This is a genomic window from Burkholderia sp. AU45251 (genome assembly GCF_030482905.1).
Taxonomy (GTDB): domain Bacteria; phylum Pseudomonadota; class Gammaproteobacteria; order Burkholderiales; family Burkholderiaceae; genus Burkholderia; species Burkholderia aenigmatica.
On record NZ_JAUJQH010000010.1, the window covers coordinates 58898 to 81862 of the forward strand.

A 22965-nucleotide genomic window follows, 5' to 3' on the forward strand; every position below is an offset into this window, starting at 1 on the left:
ACGTGAAAAGATTCTATCAGCAGAGTCGGGCGCGCCGCAACGTCTGACGAATGGGCGTTGCCGCGTCGATACGGTTAGTATTCAGGGTTTCGGCCCTTCTTTTGCGGCCCTTCCACAGTGCGGCAACGCAAGGGCCGGCACGCGCATCGATTACACTCCAGCGTCTGCGGCGCACGACGCCGCGGCCCTCGCAGATTCACCACGATACATTCCTGAGGAAACGATGAGCGACGTTCAGCAAGGCATCCTGACCCCGATCGATACGGTGTCCCGATACCTCACTTTTACGATTTCGAATGACGGCAATGTGGCAGCGGCGCTGGCCGCGCTGCGTGAGATCGTCGACGGACGCGACACGGTGGTCGGGTTCGGGCACGCGCTGGCGGCGCACCTTGGGCGCCCGGTGCCGGGCCTGACCGAATTCCCGGCGTTCGCGGTGAAGGACCGCACGCTGCCGGCCACGCCGGCCGACGTGTGGGTCTGGCTGCGCGGCGACGACCGCGGCGAAATCGTGCTGCGCGCGCGGGCGATCGAACGCGCGCTGGCGCCGGCGTTCGCGTTGCAGGATGCGGTCGACGGTTTCCGCTATTCGACCGATCGCGACCTGTCCGGCTATGAAGACGGCACCGAGAATCCGGACGGCGACGAAGCAGTGGCCGCGGCGATCGTGACGGGGCAGGGCGCGGGGCTCGACGGTGCGAGCTTCGTCGCGGTTCAGCAGTGGCTGCACGACTTCGACCAGATGGAGCGCATTCCGTCGGGTGACATGGACAACATCATCGGCCGTCGCCGCTCGGACAACGAAGAACTCGACGACGCGCCCGAGTTCGCGCACGTGAAGCGCACCGCGCAGGAAAGCTTCGAGCCCGAGGCGTTCATGCTGCGCCGTTCGTCGCCGTGGTCGGACGCGCGCCGCGCGGGCCTCTATTTCGTGGCGTTCGGCTGCTCGTTCCGCGCGTTCGACGTGCAGATGCGCCGGATGAGCGGCGCGGAAGACGGTATCGTCGACGGCCTGTTCCGCTTCACGCGGCCGCTGACGGGCGCGTATTTCTGGTGCCCGCCGTTGAAGGACGGCAAGCTCGACTTGACCGCGCTCGGACTGTAAGCGCCTGACGGGTTCGACGAAACGGGGGGCCGCGCATCGTGCGCGGCCCCCCTTTTTTTCGCGGCGATCGTGCGCCGCGTGCGCTGTGTGCGTTGCGTGTCAGCTCAACGTCGTGTCGATCCGCGTGCCGCGCTTGATGAACAGCGTGACCGGCGTCTTCTCGCAGATTTCGGCAAGGCGCTGGCGTTGCGCGTCGTCGAGCGGGCCGTCGAGCGTCACGACGCGGCGCACGTATTGCGTGCCGTCGCGATCGGCATGCAGCTCGGTGCGCACGTCGATGCGCGCGGCCGGCCACGCCTTGCGCTGCATATACATGCGCAGCGTCGCGGCCGTGCATTGCGCGAGGCCGGCCAGCACGAACGCGAACGGTGCCGGCCCGCGATCCTGGCCGCCTTCGCGTGGCGCTTCGTCGCCGGTCAGCGCGTGGGTGCCGGCTTGCAGCTGGACGACGTAGTCGGGCGCATCGGCGTCGAGGACGGCGGCGGCATGGATGAGCGACATGGCAGGTCTCCGGTCAGCGGGAACAAGAAAGCGGGCGCCGCGGGGCGGCGTGCAGCCGTCAGCATACCGTCCCGATCGCGATGGCGCGCGCCGTGCGGCTATGCGTCGGCGACGCCGGCGCTGCTGCGCACGAGCGCGGCGATGCGTTCGCGCACCCACTGGTGCGCGCGATCGGCGTCGCGCGATTCATGCCAGTACGCGAGCAGCGGGAACGGCTTGAGCCGCAACGGCAGCGGCCGCACGACGATCGGCAGCAGCGCGGCCATCCGCAACGCGTAGGTGTGCGGTAGCGTGACCAGCAGGTTGCCGGTCGCGGCGATCTGGCACGCGGCGAAATAGTGCTGGCAGGTGAGCCGGATATCGCGGAAGCGTCCGTCGTTGCCGAGCAGCACGTCGAGCGACTGCGGTTCGCCGAGCGACGACACTGCGACATGCTGCGCCGCGAAATAGTCGCCGCGCCGCAGCGGGTCGCGTGCCAGCGGGTGATCGCCGCGCAGCGCGACGACCAGCGAATCGTCGAGCAGGTGTTCGGTGGCGATGCGCGGGCCGGTCGGCACGCGGCGATCGACGGCGAGATCGAGGTTGCCCGACGCGAGTTCGCGCTCGATGTCGGCCACCGCGATGCGGCGGCTCACGAGCCGCAGGCCCGGCGCTTCGTCGGCGAACGCGGCGACGATCCGCGGCAGCGCGATCGATTCGAGCACGTCGCGAATGCCTACCGCGATGCTCAGGTCGAGCGTCGCGGGATCGAATGCCGACGGCGCGCGCGCGGTGCCTTGCAGACCCTTCAGGTGGACCTGCACGTCCGCGATGATCGAACGCGTGCGTTCGGTGGCCACGACGCGGTTGCCCTGCCGCACGAACAGCGGATCGTCGAAATGCGCGCGCAGCCGGTTGAGCGCATGCGTGACGGCCGGCTGCGTGAGATGCAGCGCGCGGGCGGCCGCGCCGATGCCGCCGTGCACGTAGACGGCGTCGAGCACGCGAAACAGGTTCAGGTCGAGACGGTGATCGGCGGGCACGGGGCGCGGGCGCGTGGTGAATCTTGGCTCGATTCTAAAGGATGCGCAGGCAACGGATACGCGGGCGTTCCGGCGCGGCGATCGATGGCGCGGGACAGGTGCCGATATCGTTTGGGCCGATATCCGGCTTCGCATTTATCCGGATACCCGAGGCCTCCTGTCGTCATGAAATGCGCAGCGTGCGACGCACATCATCGCAACAATCGGCGAGAACGGCCCGTGCGACTCCACGCAGACGCGCCAGTCACCCCCCCCGACAGCCTGTAGTAATCCGCCATCATGCTGTCCCCGTCGGCCATTTCGCGCCAAAGGCGCGACCCGTTCGGCTAAGATGCCGTCGCTTCATATTTCGGGATAGCCGTCCTGTCGCACGCATTCAAACCAAATATAAGCCTGACAGTTCGACGGTAATAAAAGAAGTCGAAACAAGTCGGGGGCTTGGCCAGTGAATGCAGCAGATCAGAGGTGGGTCGTTATCTATTTGAGTACGGGGTTTTCGTTGGCCCAGGCCGCGCGTCTTGGCGAGGCTTTCAACCTGGCGAATCGCCTGCACGCATACAGTGCTGATTACCAGTTGAAGTACGTATCCGAAAGCGGGGGGCTGTTGCAGTCGTCGTCCGGCGTGAGCATCGCGGCCGATCCGCTCGGCGACGAGCACGGCCGTCGTGCGCTCGCGTTCTTTCATCTCCACGGCGACCGCGCGGCCGTCAACTGGGACGGCGCATTGCAGCGTCGCCTGACCGACATTCGCCGTCATGCGCGCTGGATCGTCGACGCAATGGACCTGCCCGCGCTCGCGGCCATGCAGCGGCCGTCGGCGACGCTCGAAGAGCGGCCCGGCCGGGCCGGGCGCCGGGTCGCCACGACGGTCGAGTTGCAGGCCGGCGAAACCGACGTGTTCGCCGCCGTGCTCGACATGTTCCGCGTCGATCTCGGCGACAGCGCCGCGCAGGAGATCGCCAGCAACATGCTGCGGCCCGTCGAGCAACGCTATACGCAGTCGATGTGGGCCTTTCGCGAGCTGAGCGCGAGCCCGTCGATCCGGATGTCGGCGCAGCGGCTGCGCGCGCAGAGCGTGAACCGCATCTCGATCGCGAACGCCGCCCAGGCCGCCGCGATGAGCGAGCGCAACTTCCTGCGGCGCTTCAAGAAGGAGATCGGCGTGACGCCGACCGAGTTCGTCCAGCACGTGCGGCTCGAGCGCGCCTGCCACATGCTGATCCACACGACGCTGCCGGCCGACAAGGTCGCGCGCCGCACCGGGTTCGGCAGCGGCGAACGGCTCGCGAAACTGTTTCGTCAGCGCATGCTGATGTCGCCGACGGAATTTCGCGTCACCGAACGCGAAAGGATCCTCACCCGAGGCGCTACGCCATCCGATGCGCACGGGGGGACCGGTGACGACGCAGGGGGGGCGTGCGCCGCGTGTACCGCCGCGCGGGAGAAAACCGGACGGATACCCGTAGAATCGTCGTGTCGCGATCTCGATCCCCGGTTTCCATGCCCCTCCTCCCCACTACCGCCACCGCCCCTTTCTGCCCGTCGGAAGTAAAGGGCAGCATCACGATCGATGCCGGCGCGCCGCGCTGGCAGAAGCTCAAGCGCTTCTTCGGCCCCGGCCTGCTGGTCGCGATCGGCTACATGGATCCCGGCAACTGGGCGACCGATATCCAGGCCGGCTCGCAGTTCGGTTATTCGCTGCTGTGGGTCGTCGCGTTCTCGAGTCTCGCGGCGATCTTCCTGCAGATGCTCGCGGCGCGGCTCGGCCTCGTCGCGGGCAGGGATCTCGCGCAGGCCAGCTACGACCGCTACGGCCGGCTCGGCCGCATCGTGCAGTGGGTGACCGCCGAAGTGTCGATCATCGCGTGCGACATCGCGGAAGTGCTCGGCTGCGCGCTCGCGTTCAAGCTGCTGCTCGGCGTGCCGCTCGCGTGGGGGATCGTGCTGACCGCGCTCGACACGGTGATCGTGCTCGGCCTGCAGGGCAAGGGGTTCCGGCAGATCGAGGCGATCGTGCTCGCGCTGATCGCGACGATGGCGTTCTGCTTCGTCGCACAGGTCGCGATCACGCCGCCCGACTGGCATGCGGTGGTCGGCGGGCTGGTGCCGGGCGATCCGGGCCACGACCGCAAGGACGCGATCGTGCTCGCGCTCGGCATCGTCGGCGCGACGATCATGCCGCACAACCTGTACCTGCATTCGTCGGTCGTGCAGACGCGGCGCGTGGTGGGCGGTGCGCGCGGGACGATTCGCGACACGCTCGCGCTGGTGCGCATCGATACGTTCGTGTCGCTGTTCGTCGCGATGCTCGTCAACGCGGCGATCCTGATCGTCGCGGGTGCGGCGTTCCACGCGACGGGCCAGCACAACGTGACCGACATCGAGCAGGCCTACAAGCTGATTACGCCGATCGCGGGCGGCGCGGCCGCGCTGCTGTTCGGGATCGCGCTGCTCGCGTCGGGGCAGAGCTCGACGCTTACCGGCACGATCGCCGGCCAGGTGATCATGGACGGCTTCCTGCATACGAAGATCCCGTGCTACCAGCGCCGGCTGATCACGCGCGGGCTCGCGCTCGTGCCGGCGCTGATCGGCGTGCTGTGGCTCGGTGACGGCTCGGTCGGGCAGCTGCTGGTGTGGAGCCAGGTGCTGCTGAGCCTGCAGCTGCCGTTCGCGATGTGGCCGCTGATCCGCTCGGTCAGCGATCGCAATACGATGGGCGAGCACACGATCGGGCGCGGGATGCAAATCGCCGCGTGGGCGCTGTTCGTCGTCATCACCGGTACGAACCTGTTGCTGATTACCGGTGTGGCGGGCTGATACAGCCTGTCACAGGCTGACACAGTCGCGCGGCGCGCATGCGGTAAACTGCGGCCTTTCGATCGTCGTCCGAAGTCCGTTATGTGGAGTGAAATCAGCAACATCGGCGATGCCGCGCTGACCCTGCCGATCGCGCTGACGTGCGCGGCGTGGCTCGCGCTGACCGATTGGCGCCTTGCCGCTCGCTGGGGCGTGCTGCTCGCCGCCGGCATGGGGCTCGTCGGCGCAACGAAGATCCTGTATGCCGGGTGCGGCATCGAGCTGCCGCAATTCGATTTCCGCGTGATCAGCGGCCATACGATGCTGTCGACGTCCGTGTGGACGGTCGCGCTGTCGATGCTGTGGCAGGCGTTCCGGCCGGGCAAGGCGCCCGGCATCGCGGCCGGGCTGGCCATCGGCGCGGTCACGGCCGTCGCGCGCGTGTTCGATCATTCGCACACCGTCCCGGAAGTGATCGTCGGCTGGATGCTCGGCGCGCTCGTCGCGCTGGTGTTCCTGCGCGGTTACGACGGCGCGCGGCAGCGTGCGTTCTCGCCGCGCGTCGCGGCCGTCTGCCTGCTGCTCGTGTCGGGCATTGCGTACGGGCACCGCGCGCCGTTCCAGCAGATGATCGATACTCATTCGCCGCAACTCTGCGCGTTCGTGCGCGCGCCGTCGGGCGACGGCTTCTGACGATAGCCTGCCGCGGCGCTCGGGCGCCGCTTGCTTGCCGCCGGCGTTCGCCCGGCGGTGCCACGATTCCCCCCCGTTTCATCTTCCCGAGCGCTTCCTCGCCCGCGCGGAACGCATCCCCCCGTCATTCCCCGCATCATTGAATCAGCCGGCCCGTGCGCGCATGCCGGCAAACGAAGGTCATGAACCAAGTCTATGACCGGGCATAAGGAATATTCATTTCATCGATTGGCGCCATTCGCGTACGCTGGCTGTCGTTCAACCGGGACCGGCTACCCGGCCTGCCCGCTGCGCATCGCGTTCATCTCGATATACTCGCGGAAACCGTGCGGTGCCTCGTGAGGTCGAGGCACGGCCAACCGGTCCGCAGCGGCCGGAACGGGCACGGCCAACCCGTCGCGGCAGCGGTTCGCGACGACGATTCACGATAGGAGCAGGTCACATGACAGTCGTTTCTTCGCGCCTTGCCGGCAAGTGCGCATATATCACGGGCGCCGCGGGCGGCCTCGGCCGCGCGATCGCGCGCCGGATGGTCGAGCAGGGCGCGCGCGTGTTCGTGACCGACATCGCCGACGCCGCGGTGCTCGACGCGTTCGCGCAGGAACTCAACGCGGGCCATGCGGCACCGGTCGCGTTCGCCGCGACGCAGGACGTGCGCGACGAAGCGCGCTGGCAGGCGTTGCTCGCGCAGGCGGTCGATGCGATGGGCGGGCTGTCGGTGCTCGTCAACAACGCGGGCGTCGGCTCGATCGGCTCGCCCGCGCAGATCGAACTGGACGAATGGCGGCGTGTGATGGCGATCAACGTCGAGAGCATCGTGCTCGGCTGCAAGCATGCGCTGTCGTATCTGGCCGAGAGCCATCCCGCGTCGATCATCAACATCTCGTCGGTCGCCGCGTTCAAGGTCGAGCCGGATTTCACCGCGTACAACGCATCGAAGGCGGCGGTCGCGTCGCTGACGAAGTCGGTCGCGATCGACTGTGCCCGCCGCGAGATCGACGTGCGCTGCAACTCGATTCACCCCGCGTTCATCCGCACGGGGATCGTCGAGCCGCTGTTCCAGTCGCTCGGCGAACGCGACGCCACGCGCAAGCTCGCGCGCGGCATTCCGCTGCGCCGGCTCGGCGAGCCGGACGACGTCGCGCACGCGGCCGTGTATCTCGCATCCGACGAGAGCCGCTTCATGACGGCCGCCGAACTCGTGATTGACGGCGGCATGTGCGCGGTCTGACGCGCATCCCGAACAACAACGCCTGGAGGAGAACATCGTGTCGACACCCGTGAACCGCCAACTGCTGCTGAAGACGCGCCCGGAAGGGCGGGTCGGCCGCGAACACTTTTCGCTCGTCGAGACGCCGGTGCCGGCGCTCGCGGACGGCGAGGTGCTCGTGCGCGTGCTGTATCTGTCGATGGATCCGACCAACCGCGTGTGGATGAGCGACGTGCCGCAGTACCTGCCGCCCGTCGCGATCGGCGAGGTGATGCGCGCGCTCGGCATCGGGCGCGTGGTGGCGTCACGTCATGCGGGGTTCGCGGAAGGCGATCTCGTGCAGGGGCTGGTCGGCTGGCAGGACTATGCGGTCGTGCCGGCCGAGCAGGCCGCGCAGCTCGTGAAGCTGCCCGCGCAGTCGGGCCTGCCGCTGCCGACGCTGCTCGGCGCGTGCGGGATGAGCGGGTTGACCGCGTACTACGGGCTGACCGACATCGCGCCGGTGCAGCCCGGCGAGACGCTCGTGGTATCGGCGGCGGCTGGCTCGGTCGGCTCGATCGCCGGGCAGATCGGCAAGATCCACGGCGCACGCGTGGTCGGCATCGCGGGCGGCGCGGACAAATGCCGCTACCTGACCGAGACGCTCGGCTTCGACGCGGCCGTCGACTACAAGGCCGACGATTTCCGACAGCAGCTGAAGGCGGCGACGCCGGACGGCGTGCACGTGAACTTCGAGAACGTCGGCGGCGAGGTGATGCGCGCGGTGCTGTCGCGGATGGTGATCGGCGGGCGCGTCGCGCTGTGCGGCGTGATCTCGAATTACAACAGTGGGCGCGCGGCGGACGACGTCGGCGTGCTGATCTCGAAGCGGCTGACGATGCGCGGCTTCCTGATCCTCGACTATCGCAAGAGCCGCGAGGCGGTGCAGACGCTCGCGGGCTGGCTGCGCGACGGCCGGCTCAAGGCCGAGGAGACGGTGGCGGACGGTCTCGAAAACGCGCCCGACGTGCTGAATCGCCTGTTCGACGGCGACCATCGCGGCAAGCTCGTGCTGCGCGTGGATCCAGACGCGTGACCGGCCCGCGGCACGGCGTGCGAGGCCGTTCGTACGCTGCCGCGAGCGGGTGTCGGACGCGGTGCGTTCGATCAATCGTGTCTTAGTTTCAGACTTGTCTCATATATTGTCCGGGCTTCTCTCCCTAAAGTGATTGCCAGCAGACAGGCGGCGTGACCGACGCGTCACGCCGCCTTTTTTTCTGGTTACGCGGCAGAGGAGAGGGAACATGCGAAACGACGCGAAGCAGGTGGCATCGGTGGCGATGCGCAATCGAACGGTGCGAGGCGCCGGTGCCGCGCGGCGGATGGCGATCGGGCTTGGCGTGGCGTTCGCGATGTCGAATGCGGTGGCGGCCGGGCAGGCCGCGTCAGGCGGCGTCGTGCGGTTCGCGGGCGCGCTCGTCGATTGCTACGACGTGACGCTCGATGCGCGGTCGGGCGTGGTGGTCGAAGGACGAGAGCGGGCGAACGGCGAGGTTGCGGCAACGCTGCGATTCGATGCGCATGGCCGGCGTTTGCCGGGTGCCCATGTGGCACTGGTCGCGCCTGACGGCGCGCCGTTCGCGCCGGATGTCGCTTCGCGTGTGCGTGCAACCTGGCACGACGCGCACGACGATCGAAGCGTGCCGCTGGTGTCGGGCCGTACATATCGCGTGGGGCCGTATGGCGGCGTGATGAGGCTGGCGGCGGATGAAGAAACGGGCGCCGTGGCGCCCGTCGTGATTCGCATTCGTCATCCGTGATGGCGAATGTCCGCCGCTGCGCGGCACGTGGCCGCGCGGCGTGTCATTCGGCCTGTTCCGCGCGTGCGTAGATGTCCCAGCTCGCCATAAACAGCGCGGCGACGAGCGGCCCGATCACGAAGCCGGTGATGCCGAACAGCGCCATCCCGCCGAGCGTCGAGATCAGCACGACCCAGTCGGGCATCTTCGTATCCTTGCCGACGAGGATCGGGCGCAGCAGGTTGTCGACGAGGCCGATCACGCCGACGCAGAACGCGACGAGGATCGCGCATTTCCACACCGCGCCGATCATCAGGAAGTAGAGCGCGGCCGGCACCCACACGAGGCTCGCGCCGATCGCGGGCAGCAGCGACAGGAACGCCATCAGCGCGCCCCACAGCACGACGCCTTCGATCCCGAGGATCCAGAAGATCAGGCCGCCGAGCGCACCCTGCACGAGCGCGACCGCGATGTTGCCCTTCACGGTCGCGCGCACGACCGTCGTGAATTTCGCCAGCAGCAGGTTCTTGTGCTCGTCGTCAAGCGGCAATGCGCGGCGTACGCGGCGGCCGATCTCGCCGCCGTCGCGCAGCAGGAAGAACACCATGTACAGCATCACGCCGAAGCTCACGACGAACTGGAACGTGTTCTGGCCGATGCTGAGTGCCTGCGCTGCTGCGAGCTGGCTGATCTGCGCGGCGCCATCGGTCAGTCTTTTCTGGATGCCCGGGAGGTTGCTCAGCCCGTATTTCTGCAGCAGGTGCTGGATCGACGACGGCAGCGCGTGGATGATGTCCTGGAAGTATTGCGAATAGTTAGGCTGCACGGTCTTGATTTCCTGATACACGTACGCGATTTCCTGCACGAGCGTCGCGGCGACGAACACGAGCGGCAGGATCACGATCAGGACGATCAGCGACAGCGTCACGAGCGCGGCCAGGTTGCGCCGCTTACCGAAGCGCGCGGCGAGCCAGCGCTGCACGGGCTGGAACAGGATCGCGAGAATGGTGCCCCAGAACACCGCTCCGGAAAACGGCGCGAGGATCCAGCAGAGTCCGACGGTGACCGCGGCCAGCAGGAAATAGAAGAATTTTTGGTGGTCGTGTCCGCTTTCCATGGATGACATTCGCGCAGATTGATGCGTGGTTTGATTGAATCTCGTTGTCCCGCGCGCGATCGGTTCGCGATCGTCACGGGTTCGCGGCGAAACGCGCCGCGGGGCGGCCGTCCGCCGGTCGGCTCGAACCGGAGTATGCCCGCAAAGGTGCCGCCATCATAGCCGCTGCGCGCGGCACATGCGAAAACGCCGCGGCCGGGGCCGCGGCGCTGCCGGGAAGCCGACGCGGCGCAACGCCGCGTGTCGCGTCGTCAGATATTGAGCTTCGTGACCTTGGTGCCGTTCACCGACAGGTCGCCCATCAGGCCCGCGTTGGTCAGGACCAGCACCTCGACCGGGGCGGTGGCCGTGGTCGTATCGACCGCGCCGTTTGCGCCGACCTTCACGACCGCGACCGATGCGTCGGCGCCGGCGGCCCAGCCTTCGGACTTGCGGAACGAGTCGAGCGCATCCTGCGTCATGAACAGGAACACGATCGCCTTCGACTGCGCGCCGGCCTGCAGGCCGACCGACAGCGACGACGTGTTGTAGTAGCCGACCGTGCTGCCGCCGACGCGCAGCGCGCCGTTGCCGGACTGGCCGCCGACGATGAAGCCGGCCTGCAGCACGCTCGGGAACACGAGCACGCCGCGCGATTTCCCGACGAGTTCACGCGAACCCGGCACCGTCGAATAGAGGCGTGACAGCGTCGCGTTGACGCTGGCGTCGATCGACTGGCGCTTCGACGCGCTGGCCGCGGCGCCTTCCGGTTTGTCCGGGGTGGTCGTGCAGCCGGCGAGCGCGAGGCCGCCGAGCAGGACGGCGGCGGCGGCTTTCATGGCAAAGGTCTTCTGCATGGCGTTTCTCCTTCGTTATCTGATTGAGGACGGACGGACGGTGCGGGCAGCGGAGCGGCCGGCCCCGTTCAACGGCGGGCAAGGAGCAGGCCCGCAACGAACGCGAGGCCGGCGACGACGCCGGCGGTTTGCCACGGGTTGTCGTGCACGACCTGCGACACGCGTTCGGCCGAATCGCGCAGCCGGGCCGCCGCGCTGCCCGACGCGTGGTCGAGCGCGCTGCGCGCTTCATCGAGCCTGGATTGCACGCGCTTGCGCAGCGCGGCGATATCGCCGTCGCCGTCGTTTTTCAGCAGATCTTCGAGTTCGTCGACCAGCCCGCGCAGATCGTCGGTGACGTCGGCATGCAGGTCGCGGGCGGCCGAGCGCGTCGTGCGGCCCACGCGCCGGCCCGTGCGACGAATGTCGGCGAGGCCGCGATCCAGCTTGTGTTCAATCGAGTCGGTGAGCGCCATGATGTTTATCCTCCTTCGATTCAAGGTAAATTTGAAGATAAGACGAATCCCAGCAACTTATGTGATTCACTTGGCCCAATTTTGTTTCGAGACAAATTTTCAATTCGTCGGCAGGATCGCCGCGAAGCCCGGCCACATGGGGCGGCACGGCGGTTGAAAAAAATTCTCATGCCGGGCGAAGCGGCGTATCGGGCGGCGGTACGCGGTGAAAGCCTGGTAAATATGGCGTCGCCAGGGTTGTTCGGTAAATAGTGCCGTTGCAGGCCTTGTACTGATGCAAATGCACTAGTCGATGCTGTGTGGACGCGCACGGTTTGTGCCCGGGGCCGCCCCTATGCGCCGTCGCCAAGTGCGACGTCGATCACGACGGGATCGTGGTCCGATGAGCGGTACGCGTCGGGTGCGTAATAGGACGACCGTTGCGCGGACGTTTTGTAATCGGGCAAGGGTTGCAGGGCCACCGGTTCGTCGGCGTTGATGTGCCAGACGTGCACGGCTTTCACGCGCGCGGCGAGTGAAGGCGTGGCGAGCGCGTGGTCGAGGTTGCCCGCTTCGCCGTGAAATACGTAGCTGTACGCAGCATCGCCGCCGAAGCGGGTAACCAGGTTCGCGTAGCCGCGCGATTCGAGCGCGCGAACCGGATCTTCCTTCGCGTAGCTGTTCAGGTCGCCGATCAGCAATATGCCGTCGGCCGCGGTGCCTGTCGGCGACGTGGCGAGCCAGTCGGCGACGCGCGCGGCGGCCCGCGTGCGTGCTGCGTTCCAGCAGCCCTGGCCGTCCGACTGGTCGCGATCGGCGCCGGTCGCGTTCGGGCAGTTCTTCGATTTCAGGTGATTGACCGCGACCGTGAAGGCGCGCGAGCCGCCGATGCGCCGGAATGTCTGCGCAAGCGGCGGGCGGTGCCGGCCGCCGAGCGCGACGGTCGCCGCGCGCCCGGCCGGCTCGACCGTGCGGCTGTCGTACAGCAGCGCGACCGCGATCGTATCGAGGCCGAGCCGCGCGGTGCCGGGCTCGACCACGCGCCAGCCGTCGCCAAGTTGCGCGGCGAGACGCCGCACGGCGCTCGCGTTGCCGTAGCCGTTGTTCGCGATCTCCATCAGCCCGATCACGTCGGCGCGCAACGCGCGCAATGCCGCGACGATCTTCGCCTCCTGCCGCGCGAACGCGGCGGGCGATTTCGCGCCGCGGTTGGCCGGGGCATCGAATCCGCCGCCTGTCCCGTCGCCGTTGAAATAGTTGAATACGTTGAACGACACGATGCGCACGTCGGCAGCGGGATGCCGGGCCGGCGCATCGGTACGCGGGTTCGCGGCGGCATCGAACACCGGTGCCGCACCGGCAACCGGTTGCAGCCGCCACGCGCCGTAGCGCAGTTCGAGCACGCCTTCGACGCCGCGCACCGTGTAGCCCGCGCGCAGCGTGTTGGCGGCACTCAGCGCGGGCGGCGGATAGCGCACGGTCGCGGGATCGCGGCGGTTCGAGCCGTCGTCGAGCACGATGCGGTTGCGTGCGTTGGCGGCCGCGAGCGCGGCGGCCTCGGCTGGCGGTGCGACGTGGGTCGGGATGCGCAGCCGGCCGTTGCTGAGGACGATGCTGCCGTAGCGGCCGAGTTCGTGGGTGTCGCTGACCGTCAGCGTTTGCGGCAGGCGCACCCGCATGCCTTCATGTGCGGCCAGCACGGCGGGCGTGGCGACCGGCAACGTGAGTGTTGCCGGTGTGACCGTCTGTTCGCGTGCGCAGACGGTCATGCCGCCCGACAGCGTGAATTGCGTCCGGCCGTATCGCTCGTCGACGCGGCCCGTGAGATGCACGAGATCGCCGGCCTTCGCGCGCGCGTTCGGTGCGTACACGAATACGCCTTCCGGGACGCCCGGCCGGTGCCGTCGCTGCGCATCGGCCTGCTGGACGAAGAAGCCGTCCAGGCCGTCGGCGCCGCCGAATGCCGCGGTGACGACCGCTTCGATCGAGGTCGTTTGGCCGGCCAGCGGCGACGGGCCACCGGCGCCGCGGAGGTCGGCAATCGGCGTGGTTGCGCCGCCGCAGCCGGCGCTGATCTGCGGCGTGGCCACGGCCGGCCGGGCGAAGACGGCGGCGGGGGCGGCAGGGGCGAAGAGGGCAGCCAGGGCGATGAACGATGCAACGACAAGCGGCGCAAGCAGGCGTGACATGGGGCGGTCCACAGGAAGAAAATCCGAAGGTTCGGGAAGGCATCTTGACGGCAAAATGTCAGGAAGTGGCCGAAATGGCCGTCCGGCCAGTACCGATTGGCCGACGATGCAAGCCGCCCAGCGGCTGCTACGCTTTTGCATCGGTCGGCGCATCCCGATCGCGCAGCGCACGCTGCCGCGCCCCGTTCCCACAGGAGAAGTCCATGTCTTACATGCTGTTGATTGTCGAGCCGACCGACCAGCGCGCCGAACGCACGCTCGACGAAGGTCAGGCGCTGTACGCGCGGATGGTCGATTTCGCCGAGACGCTGAAGGCGCGCGGCGTGCTGCGCGGCGTCGAGTCGCTGGAGCGTTCCGAGCGCGGGACGCGCGTGCAGGTGCGCGACGGCGAGGCGCGCCTGCTCGACGGCCCGTTCGCGGAGGCGAAGGAGATGGTCGGCGGCTTCTTCCTCGTCGACGTCGACACGCGCGAGGAAGCGATCGAGATCGCGAGCCAGTGCCCGGCTGCGCAATGGTGCACTGTCGAGGTGCGCGCGGTCGGCCCGTGCTTCCTGTGAAGGTCGCGACTCGGTATATACCCTGATTTGTCGCGGAATATGTCGATCCGGCTGTCATCCGGCCGTCGTCCGGATAAGGCGCCGATGAACGGGTACCGCCTTCCACCGATGACAAGGAGTAAGCGATGCGATTCATGATCATGATCCGGGCGAACGCCGTCAGCGAGTCCGACGCGTTGCCCGACAACCGGCTGGTCGAGGCGATGACCGTCTATCACGAGGAACTGGCCAGGGCCGGCGTGCTGCTCGACGCAAACGGGCTGCGGCCGAGCGCGAGCGGCTGGCGCGTGCGCTACACGGGCGGCAAGGGCACGGTGGTCGACGGCCCGTTCGCCGAAACGAAGGAACTGATCGCCGGCTATACGCTGATCCAGGTGCGCTCGCGCGAAGAAGCGCTCGAATGGACGCGCCGGTTTCCCGCGCCGTTCGGCGCCGAGATGGATTGCGAGATCGAAGTGCGGCCGCTGTTCGAGCTTGACGACCTCACGCCGAGCGACGCGGTCGAGCGGTTCCGCGAACTCCACGTCGGCCGCACCGACGCCTGATTGATTGCCCACCTGAATCCAACCTCACCGGGAGTACCCGACATGCACAAGATGGTCTTCATCAACCTGCCCGTGGCCGACCTGCCGCGTTCGAAGGCGTTCTACCAGGCGCTCGGCTTCGAGGTCGTGCCGGCCTATACCAACGACCAGGCCGCCTGCATCAAGATCAGCGACACGATCTTCGCGATGCTGCTCGTGCGGCCGTTCTTCCAGACGTTTACCGGCAAGACCATCATCGATCCGGCAACGCAGGTGCAGGCCCTGTCGTGCCTGTCGTGCGAAAGCCGCGCCGAGGTCGACGCGATCGTCGCGAAGGCACTGGCGGCCGGCGGGTCCGCGCCGCAAGCGCCGCGCGAGTATCCGAACATGTACGGCCACGGGTTCGACGATCCGGACGGCCATGCATGGGAGCTGATGGCCATGCCGCTGGACGCGTCCGCCCAGGGGCAGGCGTCGTGACGCGTGAGGCGACTCACCGTGCGATCGAAGCGGTCTGGCGGATCGAGGCGCCCAAGATCATCGCGCGCGCCGCGCGCGTGGTGCGCGACGTCGGCGTGGCGGAGGAGCTGGCGCAGGACACGCTCGTCGCGGCGCTCGAGCACTGGCCCGTCGACGGCGTGCCCGACAACCCGGCCGCCTGGCTGATGACGGCCGTGAAGCGTCGCGCACTCGATCGTGTCCGGCAGGAGTCGCTCCATGCGGCCAAGCGCGACCAGCTCGGCCACGAGATGGACGCGCTTGAAGCGCATGTCGTCCCCGACATCGCCGAGGCGCTCGCCGACGCGAGCGACGACGACATCGGCGACGATCTGCTGCGGCTGATCTTCACGTCGTGCCACCCGGTGCTGTCGACCGATTCGCGCGTCGCGCTGACGCTGCGGCTGCTCGGCGGGCTGACGACGGGCGAGATCGCTCGCGCGTTCCTGACGCCCGAGCCGACGATCGCGCAGCGGATCGTGCGCGCCAAGCGCACGCTCGCGGCGGCACACGTGCCGTTCGAGGTGCCGGCCGCCGATGCGCGGCCCGCGCGGCTCGCGTCGGTGCTCGAAGTGATCTATCTCGTGTTCAACGAAGGCCATGCGGCGACCTCGGGCGACGACTGGACACGCCCGGCGCTGTGCGACGAGGCGTTGCGGCTCGGCCGCGTGCTGGCCGGGCTGGCGCCGGACGAGAGCGAGGTGCTCGGGCTCGTCGCGCTGATGGAACTGCAGGCGTCGCGCATGCACGCGCGCACCGACGCGCAGGGCCGGCCCGTGCTGCTGCTCGACCAGGATCGCAGCCGCTGGGATCCGCTGCTGATCCGGCGCGGCCTCGCGGCGCTCGAACGCGCGACGAAGCTCGGCGGCGTACGCGGGCCGTACGCGCTGCAGGCCGCGCTGGCCGCCTGCCATGCACGCGCGCGGCATGCGTCGGATACGGACTGGGCGCAGATCGTCGCGCTGTATGACGCGCTCGCCGAAGTCGCACCGTCGCCCGTGGTCGAGCTGAATCGCGCGGTGGCCGTCGGCATGGCGTTCGGGCCCGCTGCGGCGCTCGAACTCGTCGACGTGCTGCGCGACGATCCCGCGCTCGCGCACTATCACTGGCTGCCGAGCGTGCGCGGCGACCTGCTGGCGAAGCTGGGCCGCGCCGACGAGGCCAAGGCCGAATTCCGCCGCGCGGCGGAACTGACGCGCAACGAGCGCGAACGCGAATTGCTGCTCAGGCGCGCGACGGACGCGTGACCCACGTGGCACACGCGGCACACGCGGCACACGCGGCACACGCGGCACACGCGAACGCCGCGCACCGTGCGCCGCGCCCCGCCAAGCACTATCGCCCGGATTGAAAAAGCCTATTGGGGGATGCGAACACGAACGCCTAGATTGAAGAGCACGATGCGCGCGCCCCGGCACACGCATCGTTCCCCACATACCTGATCGGCCCGGCTTCGCATGCGGCCGCGCCGACTCGAACGGAGGCGCAAATGGCTCAACTCAAGGGCAGCAAAACCGAAGAGAACCTGAAGGCCGCATTCGCGGGCGAATCGCAGGCGAACCGGCGCTATCTGTATTTCGCTTCGAAGGCTGATGTCGAAGGCCAGAACGACATCGCCGCGCTGTTCCGCTCGACCGCCGAAGGCGAAACCGGCCATGCGCACGGCCACCTCGAATACCTGGAAGCCGTCGGCGATCCGGCCACGGGCTTGCCGTTCGGTTCGTCGCGGCAGAATCTCGAATCGGCGATCGCCGGCGAAACGCACGAATACACCGACATGTATCCGGGCATGGCGAAGGCGGCGCGCGACGAAGGCTTCGACGAAATCGCGAACTGGTTCGAGACGCTCGCGAAGGCTGAACGCAGCCACGCGAACCGCTATACGAAGGCGCTGGACAGTCTCGTCGACTGACGGGCCGCCGCGGGTCGCACGGCAGGCGGTGCGATCGGCAAGCGGCCGGCTGTTCGTTCATCGCTGCCCGCATCGAGCGGGCGGCGCTGGCGCGCATGCGCGCCACGCTGGATGGAGCGCCCCATGCCCCACAAGGAAGGCAGTCTCGAAGCCCCGACCCGGCATCCGCTCGACTGGCAGTCCGAAGCGTTCTACGACCAGGCCGCGATCGACGCGGAAATGACGCGCGTGTTCGACATCTGTGCCGGATGCCGGCGCTGCGTGTCGTTATGCGGCGCATTTCCGACGCTGTTCGATCTGGTCGACGACACGCCGATGGGCGATATCGAGGAAGTGCCGAAGGACGCGTTCGGCAAGGTCGTCGACCAGTGCTACCTGTGCGACCTCTGCTACATGACGAAATGTCCGTACGTGCCGCCGCACGCGTGGAACGTCGACTTCCCGCACCTGATGCTGCGCGGCAAGGCCGCGCGCTACAAGCGCGGCGAAGCGACGCTGCGCGACAAGGTGCTGTCGAACACCGACGCGCTCGGCCACTTCGCCGGCATTCCGATCGTCACGCAGGCGGTGAACGCGGTGAACCGCACGCCGCCCGCGCGCCATGCGCTCGAAGCGACGCTCGGCGTCGATCGCGATGCATGGCTGCCGGAATTCGCGCCGCGCAAGTTCCGGCGCACGGCGAAGCCCTCGGACGGCCTGCCCGTGCGCGACGGCGAACGCACGCCCGGCAAGGTCGCGATCTACGCGACGTGCTACGTGAATTTCAACGAGCCGGGCATCGGCCACGACCTGCTCGCGATCCTCGCGCACAACGAGATCCCGTACGAACTCGTCACGCGCGAAGCCTGCTGCGGGATGCCGCTGCTCGAGCAGGGCAACCTCGCCGGCGTGGCCGCGAAGAAGGACGTGAACCTGCCTGTGCTCGAACGCTATGCGCGCGAAGGCTATGCGCTGATCGGCGCGATCCCGAGCTGCGTGCTGATGTACAAGAGCGAGCTGCCGCTGATGTTCCCCGGCGACGAAGCCGTGCGCGCGGTGGCCGACGCATTCTGGGATCCGTTCGAGTACGTGATAGCGCGCCATCGCGACGGACTGCTGAAGACCGATTTCAAGACGGGCCTCGGCACCGTGTCCTATCACGTGCCATGCCACGCGCGCGTGCAGAACATCGGCCGCAAGACGGCCGACGCGCTGTCGCTCGTGCCCGATACGCGCGTGAATGTCGTCGAGCGCTGCTCGGGCCATGCGGGCACCTTCGGCGTGAAGAAGGAATTCCATGCGGACGCGATGCGGATCGGCGGGCCCGTGTTCAAGGCGATGGCCGAGCCGCAGCCGGATTTCGTGTCGTCGGACTGCGCGCTGGCCGGCCATCACATCGTGCAGGGCATCGACGACAAGGGGCTGCCGTCCGCGCCGCTCGCGCATCCGCTCACGCTGCTGCGCCGCGCGTACGGCATCTGAGCCGCCGCCGGCCGACCCACGAGGACCTCCCATGACGTTGACCCGCGACTCCCTGCTGACGCTCGAAGCGTACGCGAAGATCCGCAAGACCGAACACGCGCGGCTCGTCGCGTACAAGCGCCGCCGCGCGGTTGCGCTCGGCAATCACCTGCGCTTCCTGTTCGAGGACGAGACGACGATCCGCTACCAGATCCAGGAGATGCTGCACATCGAGAAGATCTTCGACCAGGCGGGCATTGAAGGGGAGCTGGAAGCGTATCTGCCGCTCGTGCCCGACGGCACGAACCTGAAGGCGACGCTGCAGATCGAGTACGAGCACGAGATCGAACGGCGCGCGGCGCTCGCGCGGCTGATCGGCGTCGAGGATCGCGTGTACCTGCAGGTCGACGGGTACCCGAGCGTCTACGCGATCGCCGACGAGGATCTCGAGCGCGACAACGCCGAGAAGACGTCGGCCGTGCACTTCGTGCGCTTCGAGTTCGGCGCGCCGATGCGTGCGGCGCTCAAGGGCGGGGCGGCGCTGTCGATCGGCTGCGATCACCCGGCCTACACGATGCCGCCGCAACGGGTGGACGCGGACGTGACCGCATCGCTGGCCGGCGATTTGCGCTGACGCGTCCGCTGCGCATTCGGCACGGCCTGCGCACCGTTTTCCGTTTTTCCGTTCCGACCCGAAACAGGATTTCCGCAGACGATGCGGCGCTGTCGTGCGCCTGCCGCCGCCAAGATGTAACAGACGTCACGAGTTTGCATGTGGCGAAAAGCGTGCATCGCACGTCACCGTGCTTTCATCACCCGCAGAGAAACAATAAAAAGATTGTGCACGGAAATAATTAAAATCGGCAGAATTTGAATGATTTACCGATTCGTGAATATCTTGTTACGCTTTTTTCCCTGATTTACCGATGTCGGGCGGCAATGCACCGGATTGTTGCCGGCAGGGGTCGGAGCGGCCCGAAAATGCACATAAAAAGCTATTCTTCATACGCTGCGGAGCCCCGCCGGACGGGGCTTTCCAGCGACGGGCATAAAGATCTCGCAAAAAAATTCATGCGTAAATACATTACGCATCCATGGCGGGTTGTTTCAGTGCGTAACATTAAGTCATTGTCATATTGAGATTAACCCTAGGGATGGTATGCTTCGTGCACAAAAATTCCCACATTGGAGTGAGACCGTGATTTGTGCGTCATAGCCGGGAATCGCGGCACCGTGAAAGTGCGGTGCCGCACCGGCATGCACAACCCCGGATAACCATAATGTGCAACCTGGCCGCCCCGCGACGCGATGTGTCGCGACGGCGCCGCCAATCGCAGCCCCGGCCTGGCTGCGTGGAGAGATCTACTATGTTCTTCGATGAGCTTAACGATGAAGAGTGGTTTCGTCTTTCAACGCTGATCGCCGATGAACCCATCCGGCTGAACCGTCGTGGGCGTCCACGTGCCGAACCGCGCGTCGTTGCCAATGCGGTGCTCTGGATCCTGACGACCGGTGAAGCCTGGTCGAAGCTGCCCGGTCGTTATCCGTCCGGGCCGACGTGCCGTCGCCGCTACGAAGAGTGGCTCGCGTCCGGCACGCTGCTGCAGATGATCGACGTGCTGACCCAGTTCAGCGGGCGCACGTTCGCGTATATCCCGCCGCCGCCGGTGCCGGTCGTGGCCGCGCGTCGTGCCGAGCCCGTGCCCGACAACGACCGTTTGCGCGGCGTGTTCTGGCAAAACCCCGAATCGTGGCAATTGCCGGTCGCGCAGGCAAACGTTTGGGATGGCGAGGGCGCGTCGCTGAGCGCGATGCCGGTCGACGAAGTGGTCGATCCGTCGGCGGTGTCGTTCACGGTGCCGGGTGCGCCGTCGACGGAGTTGCGCCATGCGCATGCGTCGTCGGCGAGCTTCGCCGCGGCCGAACCGCAAGTCGACGAATATCGCGGCTATACGATCTGCGGTATCGCGCAGCCCGTGCAGAACCTGATGTATCGCGCGTGGGCCGAGATTACGCGGGACGACCGGCGCGTCGAGCGCTCGGGCCTCATCGGCCCGCGCTTCACCGATGCCGAGGAAGCCGAGCAGTTCGCGCTCGACTGGGCGCGCCAGTGGATCGATCGCCATGGCGCGAGCGACGAACCGGTGCGCGAGCCGCAAGGCGAGGTGCTGGCCGGCCTGTCCGCGCTTGCGCGTGCGGAGTCGGACATCAAGCGCTTCATCGCCGAGCGTCATGCGGGCGCGCTGTCCGAAAGCCGCAACGATCCGGTGCAGTCGGAGCGTCGCGAATACGTGTACCGCGTAGGCTGATCGCCGTCCCGATGCAACGCGCGGGCCGTCGTGTGCCACGACGCCCGCGCGGAAATCCCGTCTTTCCATGTCTGCCTTGCCCGGGGCGCCGCTGTCGAAGCGGCGCCCCGGGCGTACCGCGTGTTGTTACTGCCGGCCGTAGGTATCGTCGAAGCGGACGATGTCGTCCTCGCCGAGATACGCGCCCGACTGCACCTCGATCAGCTCGAGCGGCATCTTGCCCGGATTCTCCAGGCGGTGCGACACGCCGAGCGGGATGTACGTCGATTCGTTTTCCGACAGCAGGAACGTTTCGTCACCGCGCGTGATGCGCGCGGTGCCGCGCACGACGATCCAGTGTTCGGCACGGTGGTGGTGCATCTGCAGCGACAGTCGCGCACCCGGCTTCACGACGATGCGTTTCACCTGGAAGCGCTCGCCCATGTCGACCGAGTCGTAGTGGCCCCACGGGCGATGGACCTTGCGGTGATCGGCGGCTTCCGCGCCGCGTTGCGCCTTGATTTGCCCGACGATTTTCTTCACGTCCTGCACGCGCGACTTGTCCGCGACGAGCACGGCGTCGGGCGTTTCGACGACGACGAGGTTCTGCGTGCCGACGCAGGCGACGAGCCGGCTTTCCGAATGCGCGAACGTCGATTCCGCGCCTTCGAGCAGCACGTGCCCGCGGCCGACGTTCCCGGCTTCGTCCTTCGGCGAGATCTGCCAGATCGCGTCCCACGAGCCGACGTCCGACCAGCCCGCGTCGAGCGGCACGACGACGCTCTCGCACAGCTGCGGCAGGGTCGCGAGCGGCTCCATCACCGCGTAGTCGATCGAGTTCGACGGCGACGCGGCGAATGCGTCGCGATCGACGCGGAAGAAATCGCCATCGGCCTTGCCCTGGGCGACCGCCTGTTCGCAGGCTGCGTAGATCGCGGGTTCCAGCTGGCGGATCGCTTTCAGCCAGACCGATGCGCGAACGATGAAGATCCCGCTGTTCCACCAGTATTCGCCCGATGCGACGTACTGCTGAGCGAGTTCGAGATGCGGCTTCTCGACGAAACGGTCGAGGCGGCGCACGTCGAGGCTGCCCGTCCCGGCATCGCCGAGCGGCGCGCCAACGCGGATGTAGCCGTAGCCGGTTTCCGCGTGCTTGGGGACGATGCCCATCGTGGCGATCTTGCCTTGCATCGCGCAGTGCACGCCGGCTGCGACAGCCGCGTGGAAGCGCGGCAGGTCGGCGACCGCATGGTCGGCCGGCATCACGGTCATCACCGCATCGTTGCCGCCGGCGACGAGCCGCAGGGCGGCGAGCGTCAGCGCGGGCGCGGTGTCGCGGCCGATCGGCTCGAGCATGATCGATGCGGATTTGCGGGTCAGGCGCAGCTGTTCGGCGGTCGTGAAGCGGTGATCCTCGCCGCACACGATCAGCACGTCGTCGTTCAGCGGATAGGCGCCCGTCAGGCCGTCGAGGCGCAGCGCGGTCGATTGCAGCAACGAATGTTCGCCGAGCAGGCCGATCAGCTGTTTCGGAAAACGTTCGCGCGACATCGGCCACAGGCGCGTGCCGGAACCGCCGGCGAGAATCACCGGTTGCACGGCGACGCGCGTGCCGGCGGCGGGGGCGGTGGAAGAAGAATGGCGCGTTTCGGCAGCCACGGCCGGAGCATTCATGAGGACACTCTCCACGGTTGAAGTCAGTGCCTATCTTTGTAGCACGAAGTAAATCGACAATAAAACCGGGTCCATTGTTTGATATTCGCCAGGCATTCATCAGGAAGAATTTTCCTCGCTAGCATCCGATGCAAATAAAAAAATAAAAAATAAATTGGGGAATCGGCCGGTCTTGACCGCCCGAAAAGGGTGCGCGGAAATCGTAAAGGTTCCGAAAAATTCCCGATTCCTGAGCATTTCGGGAAAACCTGCCGATTTAATTCAAAAACTTCGCGGCAAGAATTTCCGATTATTTTTCGAAATACTTGTGCGCTTGAGGAGGAATTTTCTTACCGCTTCAATAGCGTCATGCAACGTTTGAATCGAATGTGCGGCACGGGTCGCACAAGGA

Annotated in this window: 22 protein-coding genes; 15 read left to right on the forward strand and 7 right to left on the reverse strand. The window is 67.2% G+C overall.

Annotated elements, in window-relative coordinates; all coding sequences use genetic code 11:
• Positions 1-223 precede the first annotated feature (223 nt).
• Positions 224-1105: a Dyp-type peroxidase gene (locus QZM67_RS20495; RefSeq protein ID WP_175025046.1), complete on the forward strand. Its 882-nt coding sequence runs from the start codon at positions 224-226 to the stop codon at positions 1103-1105.
• A gap of 99 nt (positions 1106-1204) precedes the next feature.
• Here QZM67_RS20495 and QZM67_RS20500 read toward each other — a convergent pair whose 3' ends face one another.
• On the reverse strand, positions 1205-1606 hold the full coding sequence (locus tag QZM67_RS20500; protein ID WP_043177923.1) for an OsmC family protein: 402 nt from the start codon (positions 1604-1606) through the stop codon (positions 1205-1207).
• 98 nt (positions 1607-1704) lie between these two features.
• On the reverse strand, positions 1705-2628 hold the full coding sequence (locus QZM67_RS20505; RefSeq protein WP_301806187.1) for a LysR family transcriptional regulator: 924 nt from the start codon (positions 2626-2628) through the stop codon (positions 1705-1707).
• Positions 2629-3127: 499 nt separating this feature from the next.
• Here QZM67_RS20505 and QZM67_RS20510 point away from each other — a divergent pair, with 499 nt between their 5' ends.
• The 6 genes from QZM67_RS20510 (at position 3128) to QZM67_RS20535 (ending at position 9126) form a co-directional block, all read left to right on the forward strand.
• The gene (locus tag QZM67_RS20510) at positions 3128-4180 is read left to right on the forward strand and encodes a helix-turn-helix domain-containing protein (RefSeq protein WP_301806189.1); all 1053 of its coding nucleotides are present in this window, start codon (positions 3128-3130) and stop codon (positions 4178-4180) included.
• Entirely contained in the window at positions 4129-5445 is a 1317-nt protein-coding gene (locus tag QZM67_RS20515; RefSeq protein WP_122949105.1) for an Nramp family divalent metal transporter, read from the forward strand. The genes QZM67_RS20510 and QZM67_RS20515 overlap by 52 nt, the downstream gene beginning before the upstream one ends.
• Before the next feature lie 81 nt (positions 5446-5526).
• Entirely contained in the window at positions 5527-6117 is a 591-nt protein-coding gene (locus tag QZM67_RS20520) for a phosphatase PAP2 family protein (RefSeq protein ID WP_043177918.1), read from the forward strand.
• A gap of 442 nt (positions 6118-6559) precedes the next feature.
• Positions 6560-7348 carry an SDR family oxidoreductase gene (locus QZM67_RS20525; protein WP_043177917.1) on the forward strand — a complete coding sequence of 263 codons (789 nt, stop codon included), beginning with the start codon at positions 6560-6562 and terminating at the stop codon, positions 7346-7348.
• A gap of 37 nt (positions 7349-7385) precedes the next feature.
• Positions 7386-8402: an NADP-dependent oxidoreductase gene (locus tag QZM67_RS20530; protein ID WP_043177915.1), complete on the forward strand. Its 1017-nt coding sequence runs from the start codon at positions 7386-7388 to the stop codon at positions 8400-8402.
• A 208-nt stretch (positions 8403-8610) separates the two neighbouring features.
• Positions 8611-9126, forward strand: coding sequence for a thioesterase (locus QZM67_RS20535; protein WP_301806191.1), 516 nt, complete (start codon positions 8611-8613; stop codon positions 9124-9126).
• Positions 9127-9169: 43 nt separating this feature from the next.
• On the opposite strand, the gene QZM67_RS20540 is transcribed toward QZM67_RS20535, so the two are convergent.
• The 4 genes from QZM67_RS20540 to QZM67_RS20555 form a co-directional block, all read right to left on the reverse strand.
• The gene (locus QZM67_RS20540; RefSeq protein WP_175025051.1) at positions 9170-10222 is read right to left on the reverse strand and encodes an AI-2E family transporter; all 1053 of its coding nucleotides are present in this window, start codon (positions 10220-10222) and stop codon (positions 9170-9172) included.
• Between the two features lie 251 nt (positions 10223-10473).
• On the reverse strand, positions 10474-11058 hold the full coding sequence (locus QZM67_RS20545; RefSeq protein ID WP_089453450.1) for a YSC84-related protein: 585 nt from the start codon (positions 11056-11058) through the stop codon (positions 10474-10476).
• Positions 11059-11126: 68 nt separating this feature from the next.
• A complete protein-coding gene (locus QZM67_RS20550) occupies positions 11127-11513 on the reverse strand; it encodes a YqjD family protein (RefSeq protein ID WP_043177905.1) in 387 nt (128 codons plus the stop codon).
• Between the two features lie 332 nt (positions 11514-11845).
• Positions 11846-13681, reverse strand: a complete 1836-nt coding sequence (locus tag QZM67_RS20555; protein WP_301806192.1) for an ExeM/NucH family extracellular endonuclease — start codon at positions 13679-13681, stop codon at positions 11846-11848.
• A gap of 203 nt (positions 13682-13884) precedes the next feature.
• Here QZM67_RS20555 and QZM67_RS20560 point away from each other — a divergent pair, with 203 nt between their 5' ends.
• The 8 genes from QZM67_RS20560 (at position 13885) to QZM67_RS20595 (ending at position 20921) form a co-directional block, all read left to right on the forward strand.
• Positions 13885-14238, forward strand: a complete 354-nt coding sequence (locus QZM67_RS20560) for a YciI family protein (protein ID WP_301806194.1) — start codon at positions 13885-13887, stop codon at positions 14236-14238.
• Positions 14239-14363: 125 nt separating this feature from the next.
• Entirely contained in the window at positions 14364-14783 is a 420-nt protein-coding gene (locus QZM67_RS20565) for a YciI family protein (protein ID WP_301806196.1), read from the forward strand.
• Positions 14784-14825: 42 nt separating this feature from the next.
• The gene (locus QZM67_RS20570; protein ID WP_301806198.1) at positions 14826-15242 is read left to right on the forward strand and encodes a VOC family protein; all 417 of its coding nucleotides are present in this window, start codon (positions 14826-14828) and stop codon (positions 15240-15242) included.
• The gene (locus QZM67_RS20575) at positions 15239-16507 is read left to right on the forward strand and encodes an RNA polymerase sigma factor (protein ID WP_301806200.1); all 1269 of its coding nucleotides are present in this window, start codon (positions 15239-15241) and stop codon (positions 16505-16507) included. Before QZM67_RS20570 ends, QZM67_RS20575 begins: the two co-directional genes overlap by 4 nt.
• A 242-nt stretch (positions 16508-16749) precedes the next feature.
• Positions 16750-17172, forward strand: coding sequence for a rubrerythrin family protein (locus tag QZM67_RS20580; RefSeq protein ID WP_043177896.1), 423 nt, complete (start codon positions 16750-16752; stop codon positions 17170-17172).
• 123 nt (positions 17173-17295) lie between these two features.
• On the forward strand, positions 17296-18633 hold the full coding sequence (locus QZM67_RS20585; protein ID WP_301806202.1) for a heterodisulfide reductase-related iron-sulfur binding cluster: 1338 nt from the start codon (positions 17296-17298) through the stop codon (positions 18631-18633).
• A gap of 31 nt (positions 18634-18664) precedes the next feature.
• Complete coding sequence (locus tag QZM67_RS20590) at positions 18665-19246, forward strand: DUF3501 family protein (RefSeq protein WP_301806204.1); 582 nt, start codon at positions 18665-18667, stop codon at positions 19244-19246.
• A 733-nt stretch (positions 19247-19979) separates the two neighbouring features.
• On the forward strand, positions 19980-20921 hold the full coding sequence (locus tag QZM67_RS20595) for a DUF6566 family protein (protein WP_175025058.1): 942 nt from the start codon (positions 19980-19982) through the stop codon (positions 20919-20921).
• 126 nt (positions 20922-21047) lie between these two features.
• Here QZM67_RS20595 and QZM67_RS20600 read toward each other — a convergent pair whose 3' ends face one another.
• Positions 21048-22574, reverse strand: coding sequence for a mannose-1-phosphate guanylyltransferase/mannose-6-phosphate isomerase (locus tag QZM67_RS20600; protein ID WP_301806206.1), 1527 nt, complete (start codon positions 22572-22574; stop codon positions 21048-21050).
• Positions 22575-22965 lie beyond the last annotated feature (391 nt).

Excerpts from the sequence above, each read along its gene's own strand:
- QZM67_RS20580 (WP_043177896.1), top strand. The coding sequence starts at position 16,750 with ATGGCTCAACTCAAGGGCAGCAAAACCGAAGAGAACCTGAAGGCCGCA.
- QZM67_RS20565 (WP_301806196.1), top strand. The coding sequence starts at position 14,364 with ATGCGATTCATGATCATGATCCGGGCGAACGCCGTCAGCGAGTCCGAC.
- QZM67_RS20545 (WP_089453450.1), bottom strand. The coding sequence starts at position 11,058 with ATGCAGAAGACCTTTGCCATGAAAGCCGCCGCCGCCGTCCTGCTCGGC.
- QZM67_RS20535 (WP_301806191.1), top strand. The coding sequence starts at position 8,611 with ATGCGAAACGACGCGAAGCAGGTGGCATCGGTGGCGATGCGCAATCGA.
- QZM67_RS20590 (WP_301806204.1), top strand. The coding sequence starts at position 18,665 with ATGACGTTGACCCGCGACTCCCTGCTGACGCTCGAAGCGTACGCGAAG.
- QZM67_RS20570 (WP_301806198.1), top strand. The coding sequence starts at position 14,826 with ATGCACAAGATGGTCTTCATCAACCTGCCCGTGGCCGACCTGCCGCGT.
- QZM67_RS20540 (WP_175025051.1), bottom strand. The coding sequence starts at position 10,222 with ATGGAAAGCGGACACGACCACCAAAAATTCTTCTATTTCCTGCTGGCC.
- QZM67_RS20560 (WP_301806194.1), top strand. The coding sequence starts at position 13,885 with ATGTCTTACATGCTGTTGATTGTCGAGCCGACCGACCAGCGCGCCGAA.
- QZM67_RS20600 (WP_301806206.1), bottom strand. The coding sequence starts at position 22,574 with ATGAATGCTCCGGCCGTGGCTGCCGAAACGCGCCATTCTTCTTCCACC.
- QZM67_RS20495 (WP_175025046.1), top strand. The coding sequence starts at position 224 with ATGAGCGACGTTCAGCAAGGCATCCTGACCCCGATCGATACGGTGTCC.
- QZM67_RS20555 (WP_301806192.1), bottom strand. The coding sequence starts at position 13,681 with ATGTCACGCCTGCTTGCGCCGCTTGTCGTTGCATCGTTCATCGCCCTG.
- QZM67_RS20500 (WP_043177923.1), bottom strand. The coding sequence starts at position 1,606 with ATGTCGCTCATCCATGCCGCCGCCGTCCTCGACGCCGATGCGCCCGAC.
- QZM67_RS20515 (WP_122949105.1), top strand. The coding sequence starts at position 4,129 with ATGCCCCTCCTCCCCACTACCGCCACCGCCCCTTTCTGCCCGTCGGAA.
- QZM67_RS20520 (WP_043177918.1), top strand. The coding sequence starts at position 5,527 with ATGTGGAGTGAAATCAGCAACATCGGCGATGCCGCGCTGACCCTGCCG.
- QZM67_RS20585 (WP_301806202.1), top strand. The coding sequence starts at position 17,296 with ATGCCCCACAAGGAAGGCAGTCTCGAAGCCCCGACCCGGCATCCGCTC.
- QZM67_RS20595 (WP_175025058.1), top strand. The coding sequence starts at position 19,980 with ATGTTCTTCGATGAGCTTAACGATGAAGAGTGGTTTCGTCTTTCAACG.
- QZM67_RS20525 (WP_043177917.1), top strand. The coding sequence starts at position 6,560 with ATGACAGTCGTTTCTTCGCGCCTTGCCGGCAAGTGCGCATATATCACG.
- QZM67_RS20550 (WP_043177905.1), bottom strand. The coding sequence starts at position 11,513 with ATGGCGCTCACCGACTCGATTGAACACAAGCTGGATCGCGGCCTCGCC.